This is a genomic window from Staphylococcus simiae (genome assembly GCF_017357005.1).
GTDB classification, from domain to species: Bacteria; Bacillota; Bacilli; order Staphylococcales; family Staphylococcaceae; genus Staphylococcus; species Staphylococcus simiae_A.
Genome location: NZ_CP071589.1, coordinates 2,198,888 through 2,219,416 on the forward strand (window position 1 = coordinate 2,198,888; position 20,529 = coordinate 2,219,416).

A 20,529-nucleotide genomic window follows, 5' to 3' on the forward strand; every position below is an offset into this window, starting at 1 on the left:
TTCAACCTATCAAAAATGGCTCTCTCCCAAATTGGACTGATACATAATTGTTTTTTTATTTATCAGTCCAGAAAAATAGAGAACCTCAAAAATAGTTAATGCAAAAACAAAAGACGTCCCATTGTTAAAATGGGAACGTCCTGTTATGTTGATTTATTCATCTCTAGACATACCTTTAAGCATATTTAGCATATACGTTAAACTACGATTCATGTCATCATCTTTTAATACACCTAACAAGCTTCTAATTGTTGTTTTAGAATTATCACTTGCTTGGTTAGCGACACTTAAACCTTTATTGACTTTATTTAAGAATTCACTTAAATCAGACACGTTCAAGTCACCTAATAAGAATACTAACGCAGCCATATTTGACATCAAGCCAGTATAAATATCTTTATTTAATTCGACGGCAAATTTATTAATGATAACTTGACGACCACGAATTGCTCCATTCAAGGCATCTAATAATTTGGCATCATCTAACGTTTTAAATAACTTAATTGCTTTTAAAATACTATCTTTATTTGCTGCAATTGCATCAGTTACTTCATTTAAACTTTCAAGTTTAATTTGCTCTTCAGATTTTTCTAAGCGAGTAATTTTAGAAGATATTCTTTCTGCCATTATTTATTCACCTGATTTCCTGGGAAAACATAATCGTCTCTTTCCCATTTTTTCTGAACTTGAACACTGTATTGTGGGTGACGTGTTTTACCTACACGGAAGTTATTTGGATTCAATGGTGATTTACCACGTTTCGTTATAACTTCTAAGCGCGCACTTGTACGTTTATATGATGGTGTATCAGTATACTTATCAACATCACTATTTGTCAGTAAGTTAATTGCACCCATGTCTCCATTTTCCATAGCATCATTATTTAATGGTATATAAATTTCTTTACCTTTAACACGATCTGTAACATGGACAAGTAATGTTGCTTCACCTGAGTCAGAAATTAATTTAACTTCTGCACCTTCATGTATACCACGATCTTCTGCTAACTCTGGTGAAATTTCAACAAATGCATTAGGTACTTTGTATTTTAACATTGGTGTTTGATAAGTCATATTTCCTTCATGGAAATGTTCTAACAATCTACCATTGTTTACATGTAAATCATAAACTTCATCTTGTTTGAAGTAGTTATCAAATGATAATGGGAATAATTTAGCTCGTCCATTATCAAAATTGAAGCCTTCTTGGTATAACAATGGTTCATCCGTACCATCTTCATGTACAGGCCACTGTAAACTGTTGAAGCCTTCTAAACGATCGTAACTCACACCAGCATATAAAGGTGTTACGCGCGCGATTTCGTCCATGACTTCACCTGGATGTTTATAATTCCAATCAAATCCCATTTCTTTAGCGATTGCTTGGAAGATTTGCCAATCTGGTTTTGAATCGCCTAATGGTTTCAATGCTTGGTATAAACGTTGAATACGACGTTCAGTATTAGTAAATGTACCATCTTTTTCTAATGATGGACTAGCTGGTAATACGACATCAGCAAATGTTGCAGTAAATGTTAAGAATTCATCTTGTACTACCATGAAGTCTAATTTTTCAAATGCTGCTTGAACAAAATTAATATTTGAATCAACGATACCAGTATCTTCACCATATAAGTATAATGAATGTATTTCGCCGTCATGGATACCTTCAACCATTTGATGGTTATCTTTACCAGGTTTTGGATTTAATTCTACACCATATTCTTTTTCGAATTTAGCACGAATATCATCCGCTTCAATACTTTGATAACCAGTGATTTTATCAGGCATACTACCCATATCACTACATCCTTGAACGTTATTATGTCCACGTAATGGATAAGCACCAGTGCCTGGGCGACGATAGTTACCAGTTACTAATAATAAATTAGAAATTGCTGTACTTGAATCACTACCGATATCTTGTTGTGTAATACCCATTGCCCAACATATAACTACTGATTCAGCTTTAGCACATTCTTCAGCAAAACTAATTAAGTCTTCTTTAGCAATACCTGTCGCTTCTTCAGCAAATTCCATTGTAAATGTTTCTAATGATTTATAATATTCATCAAAATCGTCTACCCATTTAGCAATGAAGTCTTTATCATGTAAATCATGATCAATAATATATTTTGTTACTGCGCTTAACCATGCTAAGTCAGTACCAGGTTTAGGTTGATAGAAACGATCAGCACGTTCAGCCATTTCATGTTTTCTAATATCAAAAACATGCATTCTTTGACCAAATAATTTTTGAGCACGTTTCATACGTGATGCGATAACTGGATGTGCTTCTGCTGTATTTGTCCCAATTAACACTGACATTGCTGATTTTTCTAAGTCTTCAATACTACCAGAGTCTCCACCATGACCTACCGTTCTAAATAGACCTTTAGTCGCAGGTGCTTGGCAATATCTTGAACAGTTATCTACATTATTTGTTCCAATAACTTGACGTGCTAATTTTTGCATTAAATAAGATTCTTCGTTCGTTGCTTTAGAAGAAGAAATAAATGATAATGCATCAGGACCATGTTGTGTTTTAATTTTATTAAAGTTATCTGCTACAACTTTTAATGCTTCGTCCCACTCTACTTCATGGAATTCACCATTTTTTCTAACTAAAGGCTTAGTTAAACGTTGATCAGAATTAATATGACCCCAAGAGAATTTACCTTTAACACATGTCGCAATTTTATTGGCTGGTGAATCGTGTGAAGGTTGTACTTTTAAGATTTCTCTATCTTTAGTCCAAACTTCGAATGAGCAACCAACACCACAATATGTACATACTGTTTTAGTTTTCTTAATACGCTCTTTACGCATTTCAGCTTCTGAATCAGAAATAGCAAATAATGGACCATAACCCGGTTCTGCTTTTTTAGTTAAATCAATCATAGCAGCTAATGAACCAGGTTCAGTATCTGTCATATAACCAACATTACCTTCCATATTTACTTCCATCATTGCGTTACATGGACATACAGTTGCACATTGTCCACAAGATACACATGAAGATTCATTAATTGGCACATCATTATCCCAAATAACACGTGGATGTTCACGATCCCAATCAATTCTAATTGTTTCGTTTACTTCGATATCTTGACATGCTTCAACACAACGACCACATAAAATACATTGGTTTGGATCGTATCTATAAAACGGACCATAATCTTTTTCATATGGTTTCTCTTTATATTCGTATGTTTGATGTTGGAGACCCCATGCGTCCATTGTATTATGGATTTCACAATCTCCATTATTGTAATCACATACTGTACAATACAGCATATGCTTTTCTAAAATACGGTCTAATGCTTCTTTTTGAGCATCTTTAACTTCATTATTAACAGTGTTTACTGTCATAGGACGATCAATCGTTGTACTACATGAACGTTCAATCTTTCCGTCGATTTCTACTGTACATGTATCACAAGTTTGTATAGGTCCCATCGATTCGTTATAACAAATTGAAGGTACAAACGTATCTTGAGATTTAATAAACTCAAGTAAATTCGTGCCAGGTTCAACAAGATAATCTTTGCCGTCAAGTGTGACTACCAAATGTTCTTGCATTCAATTCACCCCATCTATATATTTTCCGTAAATGACTAGATAATTACATTTTAATATTCCATCTAACTATGCCCCACATAATTTAAAAAGATAGAATTGTATTAATTGTATTACTTTATATGCATTATGTTAAGTATTATTTAGCAATTTAATTTATGAAAACTTTTTCATTTGCAATTATTTGTACAAAATTAAATTTTTAGAGCGTTTAATTGAAAATGACTATCAATACCGGTAACTCAACACATGCTAAACTAATCATTTAAATACAACAACTCTTCTTACTATACTAGTAACAAACTTTCACAGACAATCCATTAACCATAGCAAGTACACATAAAAAAGATGAAGACAACGCGTTCGTTATCTTCATCACTATATTGATTATTCTAAATTGTCTCTTAATAATTTAGTGTTTTCTGATTTAGATGCATCACTTGGTACAAAGTAATATAATCCATCACTTTGGATACCACCTTCACCGCTTAATTGGTGTTTATTAACAGTATCATTAGCATCTTTATAGTTGCTTCTTATAGTATTTAAATCACTCAATGTTAAATCTGTTTTAACATTATTTTGTATTTCATTCATTAAGCTATTAAAATGTGTAATAGATGACGGACTAGCCATTTTATTAGCCATCGCTTCTAATACTAATTGTTGACGTTGTTGACGACCAAAGTCACCACCAGCACCTTCTTCTTTACGACTACGTATAAATTTAAGTGCTTCGTCACCATCTACATGTGTTTTCTCACCTTTTGAGAATTTCAAACCACTGACAGTAAAGGTATCATTACTAGTAACATCGACTCCACCAATACTATCAATCATATCATGCAATCCATCCATATCAATCGTTGCATAGTGATCAATTGGTACATTCATTAATTTCTCAAGTGATTTCACAGCCATATTAGGACCACCATAAGCATAGGCATGTGCAATTTTCTCACTTGTACCTCGTCCTACAATATCTGCTTTAGTATCACGTGGAATACTTACTAGTTCTGTTTTCTTTGCTTTAGGGTTAACCGATAATATCATAATACTATCGCTGCGCTCGCCTCCACCATTTTTCTTACGCTCTGAATCTGAGTCAACGCCAAATAAAGCAATCGTAAATGGATCTCCATCTTTTAAGCTGACATTTTTATCTCGAAGTTCTGAATGACTGCGATCTAATGGATTATGTATTTTATTTCCTGTAATAAAAACTTTAGCTGCCACATAAACAACTGCGATAATCGCTAATAAAACCAATATCCCAAATACCCATAAAAATATTTTCTTTGGTAGGCTCATTTTATTTCTTTCTGCTCGTCTCAACCTAACCACTCCTTCATCGACTATTTTCTATTTATCTTCTACTCTTATTCATTATAACTTACTTCAGATTTATTACTATACTTCTTAAGCCCCATTACTATGCCAATAGCTTTTATGAACATTCACTAAATCCAAAGGATATAACTACTATTTTTGGTACCCACCATGACTATTTAAAATATCTAATACTTCTTGATGGCATGATGGATTACTAATGATAAATGGTCCAGCTTGAAGATGGTTGATAGGTTGTCCAGTTAGATTAGTCATCTTCAATCCCAATTCCTCAGCAAATAAAAATTGTGCTGCAATATCCCACGGCTTAGGATTAGTATTAACATGAGCACCAAATTGTCCTTTGATTACTCTTATTGAATCCAAACCGCATGCACCAATCAATCTATAGCTAAATGATGAAGCCAGTAACATTTGTACCGTTTCAATATTAATCACTTGTGCATTAAATGACACAATAGCATCCTGTAATGCAAGTGATTTAGGTTCCAATAATGGTTGCCCATTGGCAAAAGCTCCTTGCCCTTTAATAGCTTTATAAAGCACACCACGAGGATAATCATAAATATAGGATAATAATGGCTCTCCATTAACAAAATAAGCTAAAATGATGCAATAGTCTTCTTGTTGTTTAACCAGATTAGCTGTACCGTCTATCGGGTCCATAATCCATAAATGCTCAATATCTTCATGTATAAATTGATTATTTTTTTCTTCCCCTAATAAATGATGTGTAGGAAAATGTTCATTCAAAAACGTTTCAAATTGATTTTGAATTTGTTTGTCTACATTAGTCACTAAATCAAAGCGATTCTTTTTAGTCGATGTTTTCATGTCTGCTATTAATGGCGGAATAATATTATCTAAATTAGTCATCCACTCACAAATTACATCATCTAAATATTGCAATATCTTATTATCGATGCCAGTCACCTCATTAAATATATTATAACTATTAATGTCATCATAAATGAAAATTACATATAAATGAAGTCACGTTTAAATTTATTCATAAAAAAATCGGCTAGTCACGTGCTAGCCGACAAATAGAAAGGAAAGTAAGTAATAAATATTGAAGATGTTGTGATGTAACTTGAACGATTAATGAGCTATCTGCTATATAGCTCTACCCCTTTGTATAATCGCTCCCCCTGTTACAAATAATATAATAGCACAATTCGATTGAGTATGTAAGCGTTTTCTTAAAAGTTTTTTAATTTTTTAAAATTAAAAGTTGAAAATGTCTTCATTGTCACTCTTATGTTATACTTTGTGTAATATATCATCTTTGTGGGAGGTGTGGACGTTGAACAAAGCTGAAAGACAAAATTTAATTATTACTTTAATACAACAAAATAATAAAATGACCGCGCTCGAATTAGCTGAACGTTGCCACGTTTCAAAACGGACAATTTTAAGAGATATTGATGAATTAGAAAACCAAGGTGTAAAAATTTATGCACATCACGGTAAAAATGGTGGCTATCAAATTCAACAAACACAGTCTAAAATTGCAGTGAATTTAACTGAAAGTGAACTATCCGCCTTATTTTTAGTATTAAAAGAAAGTCAATCTTATTCAACGTTACCATATAAAAATGAAATCAACGCTATTCTTAAACAGTGTTTAACTTTACCTCAAACACGTTTACGAAAATTACTAAAACGATTAGATTTTTATATCAAATTTGAAGAGGAAAACTTAACAGCGCTGCCTTATTTATTTTCTGATATTTTAATTTATTGTACTGAAAGAAATGTAATGCTAGTCGACTATCAAGAAGATGGACATATTACAGCTGAAAATATCATCTTTATCGGCTTACTTTGTAAGAAAGGTCACTGGCTTGCAGTCGTATATGATATTGGGTTGGGTTGTACTAGAGAATTGGAAATCTCAAATATCCTAGATATTTCATACTCATTTAGAAAGACAATTCAAACACACGACATATCTATCGATAACTATCAGCAATTTTTAAACCCCATTGATACGCCTGATTAGGATATCAATGGGGTCACTATAATTAACGCAAGGTTATAATACTTATAATAAAGGATATTAAGTTATTTAAAATATGAAAAGCTATCGATGCACCAAGGTTTCTTCCTGATTTAAGATAAATGAATACAAGTGCACAAGCCAATATTAAATAAGGTCCTAACTCAAATGGAGATTTAGCTTCAGTAACATGCATTGCTGCGAATAAAATAAGTGAAATGATACTCATCACGATAAAATTAAACTTTTTACCAAGTTCTCCTATTAAAATATGTCTAAAAAATATTTCCTCTATCACTGGTGCTAATATTACTATTAATAAAAATGTAAATGGTAGAAACCAAGTTACGTTGAACAATTGATTTATTTCTAATTCATTTTGCGTTTCATCAAACTGTAAATGTTTTGGTAACCACTGTGTGGCATATCCATATCCTGACATCAATATCATCGATACAATATACAGTATGCCAATGAATAGCCAATGCTTTTTAATATAAGCTATTCCTTTTTTAAATCTTACTGTCATCGTTTTGAAATGCAACAAGTAAAATACAACTATTACAATGATATACGCTACAATTTGTGACAATGTAGACAGCAAAGCCATTTCTAATTGATTCATTTCACTCTTATACATACTAAACAGTAAACCTGAAATAAACATTAAACCAAACATAGCCACTATTAATATTGGTAATAATAGTAAATCACGCCAAGCTATATCTTTAAAACTATACTTTGTTTTAACTTTGCTCATTTTTATGTCCCTTCTACTTCAATGGTATATTAAATTTTATTGGAGGTATGCTTTAATGATAAACGAAAGTAAACTCATGTCTCAACAAATTATCACTTTACTCGTACTATTAGAACAAATGAAATTCACTTTCTTAATGACGAAAAATGAATTAGATCATCTATTACAACAATTTAATGCTCTTTGTGTTACTGAATTCGATAGACTCCAAACTAATCCGACTTCCTATCAATCAATTCCTGGTTATATTGCCTACTTTGAAACTTTAAAATTTTTAGCTGAACATCCATTAAGTCAGATGGACTACGGCAACCCTCTACACAATTTTAATCTTTTACAAACTAAACTATCTAACACATTAATTACAATTGATTTTATAAAATAACTATATAGCTATTAAGTAATTTAATATCTAACATTTATCAGAAAGTGTTTTATTAGATAAATTATTATATCAAATTTTTCCTTCAAATTGTAATGACTATTTAATAAGGTTATAATCATAATGATTAATATGATAAGTTGAGTCAGATTTAATTTACACAAATTAACTTTAAATTGTATGTAATAGCTATGGGTATGGGAAATTCATAGTTTAAATCTTCTTTTCTATTAGTAGCATATGGGAGTGTGGTTACTTATAGAATCGTATTTAACTTTAATGATATTACTCAACTATACTTATATCACCCATCAACTTATTTTTCATTCTAAATATGTAGCAAATCATGACATTATAATTTGCCATACAACAAAAGATAACACTTAATATTAAGTGTTGGACTGGAGTGATAAATATGTCAAACGTATTAACAAAAATTGATCATCAGTATCCATACATGACACAAAATGAAAAGAAGATTGCTCAATTCATTCTTAATTGCCCACAAAAAGTTATTCATATGCGGTCTCAAGACTTAGCAAAAAAGCTTGATATTAGTGCATCATCTGTAATCAGATTTAGTAAAAAAATTACTGATAGTGGCTTCAATGATTTAAAACTCAGTATTTCTAAATATGTACCCAAGGCATCATCACTATATAATGTTGAACTTGTACATAATGAATCAACATCATCTTTACGTAATAAATTACACAGTCGGACTGTTAAGACACTAGGTTATGCCAATGACGAAATAAATGATGACATAGTAGATGATATTTGCCATTATTTAAAACATTCAAATACAATATTTATCTACGGGTTTGGTTCATCTTTTGTTGCTGCAACTGATATGTACCAAAAGTTATCACGTGTAGGTTTAAATAAACAGCTTGTCCAAGAATCACATATATTTGCTACACTACTTGCAACGCATAATTCTAACGATTGCGTCATCTTGATTACAAACAATGGTATGCAAAATGAGTTGCAATCAATGGTCAAAGTTATTGTAGATTATCATATTCCTATTGTTACCATTACAAGCACCAAAGATAACCCAGTAGCATTAGCATCAAATATTGTTTTAACATATGGTAAGACTAATGATAACGAAACACATATGAGTGGTACTACTTCTTTATTCGCACAACTGTTTACCATTGATGTTATCTATTATCGATACGTTGCATTAAATTATCATGCGTCGTTAGATTTTATTACACAGTCTAAAATGGCACTTGATAATTACCGTAAACATTTATCAAATTTAAAATTCAAACATTAAATGCCTGGGACAAAATCATTTCACAGTTAAATTCAAGCATTCGGCAGTAACTGTCTGGTTTGTAAAATGTTGATGTATCAACGTTTTGCAAACCTAGTCAGTCTTGCCGGGGTGGGAGGGACCCGTCATAGAAAAATATAGGGATTACAATTGGTTGCTAACGCAACAATTGCATAAGAACTAGTAAAGATTGTAAATCTAAGTAAAGGATTACAATTGGTTGCTAGCGCAACAATTGCATAAGAACTAGTAAAGATTGTAAATCTAACTAGTTCTAAATGTGCCAGACGGGCATCTACGAAATAAATTTTATATAAAATTTATTTCTGTCCCACTCCCAAATGAATGATGTAACACTTGTGTGCCATGTGGCAACTAATCAACACAGACTAGCATTTGCTAATGTTGATACTTTTTTATCTCATAGCAGAAGCAATAACTAAAGATGTTTAAGCCTAAGTAATAATCTTTTAGTTATAGCGTCAATATTCATCAGTAAACTCAAACGCTATTCATTATATATAATAGAGATTATCGAGTAGGAGGATAACCATTATTTGATTATCCGTCCTCTCACACCACCGAGCGTACGGTTCCGTACTCGGCGGTTCAATATCTTGCGTAAGCCGTCTCTGCGAGTTGGGTTAATGGTTCTAACCCCCACTTGTAGAGACGTTTTGTTGTAAGTGCACGATGAACTTCATGCGTTGATGATAAGCGCCAGTATTTCTTTCTTGAATTGGCAATTTTCATTGCACTCTTATGGTCAAGTCCATACTTACGTAACATCTTATATTTGGTTTTTATTCTTTTCCATCTTTTGAGGATTAGTTGTCTAATGCGTCGGTTTAACCATGATTGTAACTTCGTTACAAAACCTGTAATAAATCCTTTACCAAAGTAATTTATCCACCCTCGTGTTACTTGATTAATTTCTGATATAATCTCTTTAAAGGTACCTGGTCTATTTCGTTTCGTTAGACGTCTTAAGGTGCGTTTTAAATTTCTTCTTGCTTCCATAGTCGGTCTGAAACGATAAGTGCCATTTACTTTGGTCATTAGACAACTCAAGAACTTTAAACGTGTGATAGAACCTACCTTGCTCTTTTCACTATTTACAATAAGTTTAAGGTCTTTTTCGATAAACTTTGTCACACTTTCCATGACACGTTGACCCGCTCGTTTTGTACGTACAAAGATGACGAAGTCATCTGCATAACGAACAAAGCGATGACCACGTTTCTCCAATTCATTATCTAATTCGTGAAGATAAATATTACAAAGTAACGGGGAAATAACACCACCTTGCGGTGCACCTATTTCTCTACTTCGATAATTACCATTGAGGTCGATTGCACCAACCTGTAGGCTTCTACGAATAAATTTAGAAATGGCTTTATCTTGAACATGTCGTTCAAATAGATACATTAATTTATCATGGTTCAACATATCAAAGCACTGTTTTAAATCACAATCAACTGCAACTAAGTAACCTTCTTCATAGTATGTTGCACATTCTTTAAGTGCAGTTCCTGTACTACGATTCGGTCTAAAGCCATGACTGTGTTTTGAGAAAGTACGGTCGATACTAGGTTCAATGACTTGTTTAATGGCTTGTTGGATAACTCTGTCTCTTGCGACAGGGATTCCAAGCACGCGCTTTTTCCCATTTGATTTAGGTATTTCAACCTTTCTTACTGCTTGTGGCTTATACGTGCCATCAAGCAGTTTTTGTTTAATTTGTGGAAAGTATTTTGCGAAATGTGATGTTAATTCACTTACTCGCATGCCATCGATGCCAGGTGCACCGTTGTTTTTCTTCACTTTCTTAATTGCTTTTTGTATATTATTCTCTCTTACAACAAGCTCCATCATAGATGGAGACTCACGATACATTTCTTTCATTTCACCTAAGATTTACTGTACGCACTCATATATCCTTTTTCGTTCCACTACTTATCTTTCTATGAGTTGCCAATCATTAATTGTATTCTGTACGTTGTAAATCTCTAACCTCCATTCTTTACTTTGTATGAATATTGTTCAGTCCTTCAGTATTTCTACCTACTATGACCTCTGCTGACTTCTCATCATTCGTTATTACTACGATTTTTTTTATCGCTGATGAGACCTCCCCGGGTAAGAGTAACCACTTTCCACTCATTCCACTGCATCATTTACTATATAGAACTCGGGTAGTATCGGACTTTATCTTGTATTGCAGATTCATCCATTCCACATAGCCTTGTATGATATTTCTGTTCGTCAGTGCGAGTGTTTGCGTCCGACTTCCTTCAGATTCCATTTCACAATGGACACCCTTGTCTTTCGCTAACAGTTCCTACTACCAAGCCTGTAACGGACTTTCACCGTCTAGTAATTACCCATGCCGGGCGCACAATAACAAAGCCAACTAAGTTTCGATTTTGTAATCTAAACTTAATTGGCTATTTTTAATGAAACATATTCAATGATATTATGTCATTATTTATTTACTGAATGATTATTTTTATTGTATCTAATAAAGTAGTAAATTGTTACTAGTGTTAAGAATACGATACCGATTAATACAGAAACCACTGTTTCTTTATTGAACAACATTCCGATTAACACGATAACTAAGAACGCAATTGTGATATAGTTACTGAATGCGCCACCAGGCATCTTAAATGGATGTCCTTCTACTTGCTCAGGATGTAATTTTCTGAAGCGTAAATGACTAAATAAAATCATAAACCAAGGTATCATACCAGGTAAAATTGACGCACTGTATACATATACGAAGATACTATCAGCACCCTTAATCAATAAAGGTAAAATCACATTTAATAATGCACCTACTAAAATACCAACAGATACTGCCATGACAGTATACACTGGCACACCATTTTTCATTACTTTAGTGAAAATCTTAGGCATTTCACCTTTTTGGGCAAGAGTGAAGATCATACGACTTGCACTAAAGATACCTGAGTTACAACCAGACATTGCTGCTGTTAATACCACAAAGTTAATTAAACCAGCTGCAAAAGTAATACCAACTTTAGCAAACGTTGCTACGAATGGGCTACCGATATTACCTAATTCATCCCATGGATAAACTGATACGATAACAAAGATAGCACCTAGATAGAATATTAAAATACGCCAGATAACGCCATTAACAGCTTTAACAATATTTCTTTGTGGATCCTTAGTTTCACCAGCTGAAATACCAATTAATTCAACACCTTGATAAGAACCAATAACAATTGATAATGCAAAGAAGAATCCAACGATACCATTTGGCATAAAGCCACCATGTGCCCATAAGTTAGAAATACCAACTGCATGACCACCATTCCCAATACCAAAGAATATAATACCAAAGCCAGCAATAATCATTAAGATGATTGTTACTACTTTAATTAATGCAAACCAAAATTCAAATTCACCAAATGCTTTAACAGAGAATAAGTTAGCAGCCATTAATAATAATACTGCTATAATTCCAGGAATCCAGTTTGGTAAATTAGGGAACCAATAGTTCATATATTCACCAACTGCAATAACTTCACTCATCCCTACAACGACCCATTGGAATATATTACTCCAAGCTGTCATATAACCTGCTGCCGGATGTATGTAATCACTGGCAAATGTCGCAAAAGAACCCGTTGTTGGGTTAAGATATATCATCTCTCCCATTGCTCTCATAATTAAAAATAAAAAGATACCTGCAATTAAGTATGCAAATATTACTGATGGTCCAGTCCATTTAATCGTACTTGTAGCACCCATAAAAAGACCTACACCAATTGTTCCGCCAAGTGCAATCATTTGTATTTGACGTGAACTCAATCCCCTTTGAAGTTCATTGTTTTCCATTCCATCTTACCCCATCTCTTTAAAATCCTAAAATATAATCAATAATTAACTTATTGACGTAATTATACTATAACTTTATGTATTTGGTACATTATTATTTTAATCATATGTAACCGTTTACAAAATTACTATAACAGGCTTTTTGTTATTTGCAAACAATTATTTTTGAGATTTTTCAAAAAAATAAAATAAATTATAAACAAAGCTTTAATACAATGTCTTTAGAGGTTATTATCACTTATGATATACTTTTTTTAATAATATGTTTAAGGAGCTTGCACATGTTCAAAGAGATATTACCCCGTGGTATTAAAATGTCGTTGTTATTTGCGGCTGCTTTTTTTATCATCAATTATTTCGGTATGACTAAACCAGATATTTATGCATTAGCGGGGAAAACAATTATTGCTACATTGGTCTTTTTAATACTTTATATCATCTTATTTTCACTTTTAAATTCACCTAACCGTAAAATCAAATTTGGCACAACGTTACCAATCGCAATACTTCTAGGTATTATCATTGGTAAACTTTTCTTCACAATACAACTTGGTGTTATAGCTGGAGTTATTTTAGGTATCTTAGCTGGGTTTATTTGGGAATTCATTAGTGGAAGAAATGGAGAGAATTAATTATGACAACTTTAATTATTGGACTTATTGTTTTGATATTATTAATCATTAGTTTTATCCCAAATTATCGTGCGATGAAATTTGCTAAAGCTGAAGGACAAAATCATACAAGATATACTATTATGGTTGGTATTGATGCGCTTTTAATTGTCTTAATCATTGTCACTCTATTACTCAAATATATGTAAACACATAGTAAAAGCACAAGATATTATCTTTATTCGTGATAATACCTTATGCTTTATTACTATAATTTACCTTGTAACAATAGAAAATAACCAATGGTTGCTATCATAAGATATATAACAGAACCAATAATAAACGATCTCATTTGTATATGAAAGGGTGTTTGTTTGTTAAAAATAGGCCCTATCATTAAATTACCAACTGCCAAAATGACTGGTCCTGCGATAAAGAAAAGTATGGTATATAACATTTAATGAGTCCCCTTATTTAGTAAAGAACTTTTCAATGATTTCATCAGCATCAACATCTTTAGCTACAAAATCCACATTAGAAAAATCTTGAACTTCAGTCATTTGATTTGTATTAACAATGACATCTAAACCAGCACGAATAGCTGCTGTTGCACCATTTACTGAATCTTCGATAGCTAAGCAGTGACTTGGACTATAATTCAATCGTTGTACAGCAGTTAAATATAACTCTGGGTCAGGTTTAACATTTTCTACATCTTCACTACCTACAACAACCTCGATATAGTTATCCAAACCAAGTGCTTTAAAAGTGGGCATAATATCTTTTCTGTTACTACTTGTTGCAATCGCCATAGGTATATGACGTTGTTTTAAAAACTCCATTAATGCTTTAATCGTAGGTCTAATAGGCAGAGATGCACTAGATTGACTATGCATATGATAAATAAAATCTTTACGCTGTTGTCCTACAACATTCACAATATGTTCTTGTAACTCTGTTGCAGCACCACCGATAGAATCTCTATAAAAATCTATACTTATAGGTTCAACTTGATCTTCTTTTAAATATTTATTGATGACTTCATATAGATGTTGTTCTGTATCAACAATAGTGCCATCAAAATCGAATACTACAGCTTTATACATAACGTCTCTCTCCTCTGTTATTAATCTTATAACTATACTCATAGTATACATGTCATAGCAAGAGTGAGACAGACATAACTTCCCAAAAGATTTATAACTTAGAGCTAGTTAGATTTTTAATCTTTACTAGCTCTTGCCCAACCTGCATTGCTTGTTGAAACTGTTTCACAGTTTCTCTATGTTGGGTCCCTATGCAATTGTTAGAGTTTCTACTATCTTGATAGCTAGAAACTCTTATGCAGTTTATTATGAATTAATAAACTGTAAACCTTTTTCAAAGCAATTGTAATCCTTTATGTTAGATTTTTAATCTTTTTATGACAGACCTTTCACTACAGCAGCACTGACTATATTTATAAAGTGCTAATTTACAATATGGACAATGGCTTATAATCACCTTAAATGTAAGTACACAATATTTTTATACTAGGCTTATTTAGCCTCTTTTTTGACCAATATCTTGCTAATATAGGCCCAGTTATATTATGAACAAAACTAAATACAGCACCTGGCACGGCTGCTAACGGACTAAAATGTACAGTTGCTAATGAAACTGCTAATCCTGAATTTTGCATTCCTACTTCGATACTCACAGCTTTTTTATCAGCTTTATTTAATTTAAACACACGTGCTAATAGATAACCGATAGAATAACCTAAGACATTATGTAAAATGACTACCGCAAAGATAAGCAATCCTGTAGTTAAAATTTGAGACTTGCTACCGCCAACTACTGCCGCCAATATTAATGAAATAGCAATAACTGACACAATAGGTAATGCAGTGGAAACTTTACGCGCAACTTTTTTAGCAACATTTTGTACAATAAATCCAATTACAATCGGTATTAATACAACTTGGACGACTGACCATAACATCGCAGCAAACGATACTTTTAACCACTCATTAGCAAATAAATAGATTAATGCAGGCGTAACGATAGGTGCTAATAATGTTGAAACAGATGTAATCGCTACTGACAATGCTACATTCGCATTTGCAAGATAGCTCATCACATTACTAGACGTTCCTCCTGGACAACATCCTACTAAAATAACGCCAATTGCAATTTCAGGAGGTAATTGAAATACTTTAGCAATTACAAAAGCTAATGTAGGCATAATCGTGAATTGTAAGATAACGCCAATAATAACTGGCTTAGGTGACTGAAAGACAACTTTGAAATCTTTTGGTTCGATGGTCATCCCCATTCCTAACATCACAATGCCTAATAAATAAGGCACGATTGTTCCTAAAGTTGCTAACTGACTTGGAAAGATAAATCCAATAATCGCAGCAACCAACATCCATAATAAAAATGTTTTTGTCGCAAATTGACTCATTTTTTCTAACACGTCAAACACTCCCTCATCCTAATCAATAATACCGAAAATAATAACATATGCTACTAGCAGTCACAATACTTTTTTCAGAAAATTCTTATTATTTATATCGTTTATCATCCTATTAATATTTAATGATAAATATTTTCAACTTCATTCAAAAGTCTTAGTGCTTAATGAAAAAAAGCGTGGTAAAATCAATTTGAATAAAATAATGTTTAACTCAAATTAACCACATTTTTATACATAACAGTTATATCCTCGGGAGGTCCTCATATGATTCTAGATAAGTTCGAAACTTATATCGTCAATATAGCAGGTTTAAATGATCGTACGACACGTAAAAAATTAAATAAATTATGTAAAAGCATCAATTTTTGTGATGCATTTCAATTTTCAATAATAAAAGAAGCACAACAATACGTTTTAGAAATTAGTTTACCGAAACAACAATTACCTTATTTCATATCTTTCCTAAGTTTTCATCAATACAGTATTTACCAAGTGTTATCACCTAAGAACATCAATGAATTACTAGATTCTAATAATCTATATCAATCTGCTAAACGTTTTGATATTAATATAGATGGGTTACAAGATGCATTTATTAAAGATAAAGTTATTGATATTATGACTATGTTCCAGAATCATCATGACATCTCATACACTTTGAATAAATCACATGCACATATCATCAGCTCACCTGAAACTTTCGCTAAAATTTTGCACACCATTGCTACTAGAAATATTGATATTTTATCAGCAACATATAAATCATCATCACTAAGTAAAGCACATATTTCTTAGTGCACTAAGAAACCGAGATCGTCACTCATGACCATCTCGGTTTCTTTTTTGCTATTATCTATTATTAAGTCACTTTCAAATTAGTTGTCATTTTTGTCGACCATATTTTCAAATGCTTCACGCACTTGAGGCACCGTCATCCCAACAACTACTTGGACACTTTTACCACTTTTCACTAAACCGTGTGACATTTGATTATGTGTGAAATAATCAGTATCTTCTACTTTATTTTCATCATACACCGTTAAGCGTAAACGTGTCGTACAGTTAGTCACATCTTTAATATTATCTTTGCCGCCTAAACCTTCTAAATAATATGCTGCTTTATCTTCGTATTCATTACCCGTTGATGACGTATGGCCTTTATCATCAATACCTTTTTTCTCTTTATAATCTTGTTTTGAAAATAGTTTAACTTCTTCATCAGTTTTTTTACGTCCTGGAAGTGGAATATCAAATTTCAAAATCAAGAATCTAAATAAGAAGTAGTATATTGCTACAAAAATTAATCCAATTATAACTTGTGCTACGTATGTACCCCAATGGTCTTTACCTAATGGTAACCAGTTTGTTGAGATAAAATCTAGCACACCGCCACCCATGTTACCAACAACACCAAAACCATACATAATTGTATCCATTGTTGCTGCTAATAATGCATGTAGGACAAATAAATAAGGTGCGATAAATAAGAATGTAAATTCTAAAGGTTCAGTAATACCAACTACTACAGCGGTTAATGTTGCAGGAATTAACAACGCTGCAACTTTTTTGCGATTTTCTTTAGGTGTCGTTGAATACATTGCTAAGGCGATACCTAAACAACCAAAGACTTTACCATTACCTTGTAACATAAAGCCATATGGGAACTGCTCTTTTAATGGTTTCGTACTCTTCGCAAAATCATTTAAATGTTCTAACCATTCTGCTTTTAGTCCATGATTGACTACAACTGGACCTACTTCAATAGGTGCATAAATAAAGTGGTGTAATCCTGTAGGAATCAATACACGCTCTAAGAAATGATACAACCATACACCAACATATCCTGAAGCAATAATAAAATGTTGCATTGAACCAATACCATTTTGCACTGTTGGCCATACTACACATGTAATTGCCGCTATCGGTAACATAACAAAGAATGAAATGGTAACAACGAATGTCAAGCCTTGGAATACACCAACCATTTCAGGCAGGCGTTTACTGTAGTATCTATTATGTATCCAAGTTATAATACCTGAGATAATAATACCGCCAAGGATATTAGTATCTAGTGTCTCAATACCTGCAATTGACTTTAATCCAGGTACGTTTTCCACACCTTTTTGTAAATTGGCACCAAATGTATGTGGCCATTGCGTTAAAATTGCATTAATAAAGGTATTAAACATTAAATATCCCATTAATGCTGCAAGTGCTGCATGACCAGGTGCTTTTTTAGCTAATGATAACGGTAATCCTACTACAAAAACAACTTCCATATGATTAAAAATTACCCAACCACCAGCTTCTATAACTGACCAAAACTTAAACCAAAATGTATGTTGATCTGCAAGTCCACCCATAATTGTTGGATTTTTGAATAACGTTGCAAATCCTAATACAATACCAAAGAACGCAAACATCAAAACTGGAACAATCATAGCACTACCAAATCGTTTTATCGCATTCATCTTTTCCCCTCCAAAACTTTTTATAATCAACTGTATGCTTCTCTTAATTATATTCAAGCAACTATATTGTTTAATCTATTTATATACAATATATAGTAAACGCTTACACATAGACAACGTCATTGACGCAATTTGAAAGTATTTTGTATAATCAGATTATCTTTTCATTTACTGAAATTATTTTCAGTTACGACTTTAGTGACTATGATTCAATCATCATGTACTAATATGTATACATTCAAAATTACTATATAAGTTTTTTCTAATATTACTAACAAAATTAAGGGGATGCTAAGCATGTTTCTAGATGGACGCGTTAATCGTCATTTCGATAAATTAAATGATAACGATCTGCAAATTGCTCATTATATTAATACGCACGTTGCTGCTTGTAAACATATGAAGATTCAAGATTTAGCACAATTCACTCACGCTTCTAATGCAACCATTCATCGTTTTACTAGAAAGCTTGGTTTTGATGGCTATAGTGATTTTAAATCTTATTTAAAATTCGAAAGTGACAAAACTCATCAATTACCTTCAAACTCAATCGATGGTTTTCGTCAAGAAATTGAAAGCACTTTCAGTTATTTAGAACGCGTTGATTACCACTTATTAACTTCTAAAATGCATGAAGCTACAACAATTTACCTTTACGGAACTGGTCGTGCTCAATTGAACGTTGCTGCAGAAGCACAACGTATTTTACTAACATTGCATAAAAACGTTATTGTATTACATGATGAACATGAACTAAAAATGGTATTAAATAAAAGTGATGATAATGATTTATTCTTTATTATTTCCTTATCTGGTGAAACACATCAACTTATTGAAGTAACGAACTTATTACAATTACGTCAAAAATTCTTCATTTCTGTAACAACAATGAAAGACAATACGCTTGCACAAAAAGCAAACTATAATGTTTATGTTTCTAGTAATACCTTTTATTTAACGGATGGTACAGACTATTCTAGCTTTATTAGTTATCATATTTTCTTTGAGACATTAGTTAGAAAATATAACGAACATTTACAACAAGGTGATTTAACATAACAATTATCAGCTATTGAGATTATGATATTAAAAAGGAAGTTATGACTATACTATTTTCATAGTCATAACTTCCTTTTTTGTTATTGATACTATTGTTGTTTTGAATCTTCAATATCTTGTAACACTTGGTTCATTTTATCAAACATTAATTCAAAACCATGTGTAATCGAATCATGATATTCTTTTTTCTTTTGTTTATATTCTAAACTTGTTAACCTGCGTTCTTTTTCAACTAATGAACGATAGTAGAAGAACATCTGAGTACCACCTGTTTCACGTTCAAAAAATTCTACTTCAATGACATCTTGTTCTTCACTTAACCCTGGCATACCAATTGTCATTTTAATAAATTCATCCATAATCAGTGTGTCAAAAGTACCCTCGATAATGTTTTCTTTACCATTTCTGACGTCGACAATACGGTACGTGCCACCTTCTTTAACATCTGCTTCTATACTCTTATTTGTACGTGTTGATGTCATAAACCACTGTTTTAAAATATCTTTTTTAGTCCAAGCTTCATAGACTAATTCTGGAGAAAATTTTAACAATCTTTCAACATCTATTTCTACATGTTCATTTTCTACATTGAATTTTGCCACTTTGTTCATCTACTTTCAATCTCACTCTTATTTTAACTTATTTTAACAAAGTTCCAAACTTAGACGATTAGATAGACATCAATGATCAAAGTCGTTAC

19 protein-coding genes are annotated in these 20,529 nt (G+C 32.3%); 7 read left to right on the top strand and 12 right to left on the bottom strand.

The genetic code is table 11. The annotated features are described in order from the left end of the window. Positions 1–153: 153 nt before the first annotated feature. The 4 genes from J3R86_RS10235 to J3R86_RS10250 form a co-directional block, all read right to left on the bottom strand. A complete protein-coding gene (locus J3R86_RS10235) occupies positions 154–627 on the bottom strand; it encodes a helical membrane plugin domain-containing protein (RefSeq protein WP_207517190.1) in 474 nt (157 codons plus the stop codon). Then, a complete protein-coding gene (fdhF, locus tag J3R86_RS10240; protein ID WP_207517191.1) occupies positions 627–3,581 on the bottom strand; it encodes a formate dehydrogenase subunit alpha in 2,955 nt (984 codons plus the stop codon). The genes J3R86_RS10235 and fdhF overlap by 1 nt, the downstream gene beginning before the upstream one ends. A 384-nt stretch (positions 3,582–3,965) precedes the next feature. Beyond that, complete coding sequence (locus J3R86_RS10245) at positions 3,966–4,889, bottom strand: LCP family glycopolymer transferase (protein WP_431607782.1); 924 nt, start codon at positions 4,887–4,889, stop codon at positions 3,966–3,968. A 171-nt stretch (positions 4,890–5,060) separates the two neighbouring features. Beyond that, the gene (locus tag J3R86_RS10250; RefSeq protein ID WP_207518551.1) at positions 5,061–5,852 is read right to left on the bottom strand and encodes an inositol monophosphatase family protein; all 792 of its coding nucleotides are present in this window, start codon (positions 5,850–5,852) and stop codon (positions 5,061–5,063) included. A 382-nt stretch (positions 5,853–6,234) separates the two neighbouring features. On the opposite strand from J3R86_RS10250, the gene J3R86_RS10255 reads away from it, so the two are divergent. Then, the gene (locus tag J3R86_RS10255) at positions 6,235–6,933 is read left to right on the top strand and encodes a helix-turn-helix transcriptional regulator (RefSeq protein ID WP_207517193.1); all 699 of its coding nucleotides are present in this window, start codon (positions 6,235–6,237) and stop codon (positions 6,931–6,933) included. A gap of 22 nt (positions 6,934–6,955) precedes the next feature. Here J3R86_RS10255 and J3R86_RS10260 read toward each other — a convergent pair whose 3' ends face one another. Beyond that, a complete protein-coding gene (locus J3R86_RS10260) occupies positions 6,956–7,690 on the bottom strand; it encodes a CPBP family intramembrane glutamic endopeptidase (RefSeq protein WP_207517194.1) in 735 nt (244 codons plus the stop codon). A 55-nt stretch (positions 7,691–7,745) separates the two neighbouring features. Here J3R86_RS10260 and J3R86_RS10265 point away from each other — a divergent pair, with 55 nt between their 5' ends. After that, positions 7,746–8,075 carry a hypothetical protein gene (locus J3R86_RS10265; RefSeq protein WP_207517195.1) on the top strand — a complete coding sequence of 110 codons (330 nt, stop codon included), beginning with the start codon at positions 7,746–7,748 and terminating at the stop codon, positions 8,073–8,075. Between the two features lie 412 nt (positions 8,076–8,487). Beyond that, positions 8,488–9,360: a MurR/RpiR family transcriptional regulator gene (locus tag J3R86_RS10270; RefSeq protein WP_207517196.1), complete on the top strand. Its 873-nt coding sequence runs from the start codon at positions 8,488–8,490 to the stop codon at positions 9,358–9,360. Between the two features lie 609 nt (positions 9,361–9,969). On the opposite strand, the gene ltrA is transcribed toward J3R86_RS10270, so the two are convergent. After that, positions 9,970–11,256: a group II intron reverse transcriptase/maturase gene (gene ltrA / locus J3R86_RS10275; protein WP_207518488.1), complete on the bottom strand. Its 1,287-nt coding sequence runs from the start codon at positions 11,254–11,256 to the stop codon at positions 9,970–9,972. A 588-nt stretch (positions 11,257–11,844) separates the two neighbouring features. Further along, positions 11,845–13,227, bottom strand: a complete 1,383-nt coding sequence (locus J3R86_RS10280; protein WP_207517197.1) for an amino acid permease — start codon at positions 13,225–13,227, stop codon at positions 11,845–11,847. 281 nt (positions 13,228–13,508) lie between these two features. On the opposite strand from J3R86_RS10280, the gene J3R86_RS10285 reads away from it, so the two are divergent. Then, positions 13,509–13,859 carry a hypothetical protein gene (locus tag J3R86_RS10285; protein WP_207517198.1) on the top strand — a complete coding sequence of 117 codons (351 nt, stop codon included), beginning with the start codon at positions 13,509–13,511 and terminating at the stop codon, positions 13,857–13,859. 2 nt (positions 13,860–13,861) lie between these two features. Continuing rightward, the gene (locus J3R86_RS10290) at positions 13,862–14,047 is read left to right on the top strand and encodes a hypothetical protein (RefSeq protein WP_207517199.1); all 186 of its coding nucleotides are present in this window, start codon (positions 13,862–13,864) and stop codon (positions 14,045–14,047) included. Positions 14,048–14,106: 59 nt separating this feature from the next. Here J3R86_RS10290 and J3R86_RS10295 read toward each other — a convergent pair whose 3' ends face one another. The 3 genes from J3R86_RS10295 to J3R86_RS10305 all read right to left on the bottom strand — a co-directional run bounded on the left by J3R86_RS10295 (position 14,107) and on the right by J3R86_RS10305 (position 16,287). Further along, entirely contained in the window at positions 14,107–14,295 is a 189-nt protein-coding gene (locus tag J3R86_RS10295) for a hypothetical protein (protein WP_207517200.1), read from the bottom strand. Positions 14,296–14,308: 13 nt separating this feature from the next. Continuing rightward, a complete protein-coding gene (locus J3R86_RS10300; RefSeq protein WP_207517201.1) occupies positions 14,309–14,944 on the bottom strand; it encodes an HAD family hydrolase in 636 nt (211 codons plus the stop codon). Positions 14,945–15,342: 398 nt separating this feature from the next. After that, positions 15,343–16,287 carry a bile acid:sodium symporter family protein gene (locus J3R86_RS10305; protein WP_242689008.1) on the bottom strand — a complete coding sequence of 315 codons (945 nt, stop codon included), beginning with the start codon at positions 16,285–16,287 and terminating at the stop codon, positions 15,343–15,345. A 276-nt stretch (positions 16,288–16,563) separates the two neighbouring features. Between J3R86_RS10305 and J3R86_RS10310 the strand changes: the two genes are divergently transcribed. After that, on the top strand, positions 16,564–17,094 hold the full coding sequence (locus tag J3R86_RS10310; RefSeq protein ID WP_207517203.1) for a hypothetical protein: 531 nt from the start codon (positions 16,564–16,566) through the stop codon (positions 17,092–17,094). Positions 17,095–17,174: 80 nt separating this feature from the next. Here the strand turns inward: J3R86_RS10310 and J3R86_RS10315 are convergent, their stop codons facing one another. Continuing rightward, positions 17,175–18,770: an alpha-glucoside-specific PTS transporter subunit IIBC gene (locus J3R86_RS10315; protein ID WP_207517204.1), complete on the bottom strand. Its 1,596-nt coding sequence runs from the start codon at positions 18,768–18,770 to the stop codon at positions 17,175–17,177. Positions 18,771–19,067: 297 nt separating this feature from the next. On the opposite strand from J3R86_RS10315, the gene J3R86_RS10320 reads away from it, so the two are divergent. Next, positions 19,068–19,829, top strand: coding sequence for a MurR/RpiR family transcriptional regulator (locus J3R86_RS10320; protein WP_207517205.1), 762 nt, complete (start codon positions 19,068–19,070; stop codon positions 19,827–19,829). An 89-nt stretch (positions 19,830–19,918) separates the two neighbouring features. Here J3R86_RS10320 and J3R86_RS10325 read toward each other — a convergent pair whose 3' ends face one another. After that, entirely contained in the window at positions 19,919–20,431 is a 513-nt protein-coding gene (locus J3R86_RS10325) for an SRPBCC family protein (RefSeq protein WP_207517206.1), read from the bottom strand. Between the last annotated feature and the right edge of the window lie 98 nt (positions 20,432–20,529).

Bases quoted from the DNA above. Each gene is read 5' to 3' on its own strand.
- J3R86_RS10235 (WP_207517190.1), bottom strand. From the start codon at position 627: ATGGCAGAAAGAATATCTTCTAAAATTACTCGCTTAGAAAAATCTGAA.
- fdhF (WP_207517191.1), bottom strand. From the start codon at position 3,581: ATGCAAGAACATTTGGTAGTCACACTTGACGGCAAAGATTATCTTGTT.
- J3R86_RS10245 (WP_431607782.1), bottom strand. From the start codon at position 4,889: ATGAGCCTACCAAAGAAAATATTTTTATGGGTATTTGGGATATTGGTT.
- J3R86_RS10260 (WP_207517194.1), bottom strand. From the start codon at position 7,690: ATGAGCAAAGTTAAAACAAAGTATAGTTTTAAAGATATAGCTTGGCGT.
- J3R86_RS10265 (WP_207517195.1), top strand. From the start codon at position 7,746: ATGATAAACGAAAGTAAACTCATGTCTCAACAAATTATCACTTTACTC.
- J3R86_RS10270 (WP_207517196.1), top strand. From the start codon at position 8,488: ATGTCAAACGTATTAACAAAAATTGATCATCAGTATCCATACATGACA.
- ltrA (WP_207518488.1), bottom strand. From the start codon at position 11,256: ATGTATCGTGAGTCTCCATCTATGATGGAGCTTGTTGTAAGAGAGAAT.
- J3R86_RS10280 (WP_207517197.1), bottom strand. From the start codon at position 13,227: ATGGAAAACAATGAACTTCAAAGGGGATTGAGTTCACGTCAAATACAA.
- J3R86_RS10285 (WP_207517198.1), top strand. From the start codon at position 13,509: ATGTTCAAAGAGATATTACCCCGTGGTATTAAAATGTCGTTGTTATTT.
- J3R86_RS10290 (WP_207517199.1), top strand. From the start codon at position 13,862: ATGACAACTTTAATTATTGGACTTATTGTTTTGATATTATTAATCATT.
- J3R86_RS10295 (WP_207517200.1), bottom strand. From the start codon at position 14,295: ATGTTATATACCATACTTTTCTTTATCGCAGGACCAGTCATTTTGGCA.
- J3R86_RS10300 (WP_207517201.1), bottom strand. From the start codon at position 14,944: ATGTATAAAGCTGTAGTATTCGATTTTGATGGCACTATTGTTGATACA.
- J3R86_RS10305 (WP_242689008.1), bottom strand. From the start codon at position 16,287: ATGAGTCAATTTGCGACAAAAACATTTTTATTATGGATGTTGGTTGCT.
- J3R86_RS10310 (WP_207517203.1), top strand. From the start codon at position 16,564: ATGATTCTAGATAAGTTCGAAACTTATATCGTCAATATAGCAGGTTTA.
- J3R86_RS10315 (WP_207517204.1), bottom strand. From the start codon at position 18,770: ATGAATGCGATAAAACGATTTGGTAGTGCTATGATTGTTCCAGTTTTG.
- J3R86_RS10320 (WP_207517205.1), top strand. From the start codon at position 19,068: ATGTTTCTAGATGGACGCGTTAATCGTCATTTCGATAAATTAAATGAT.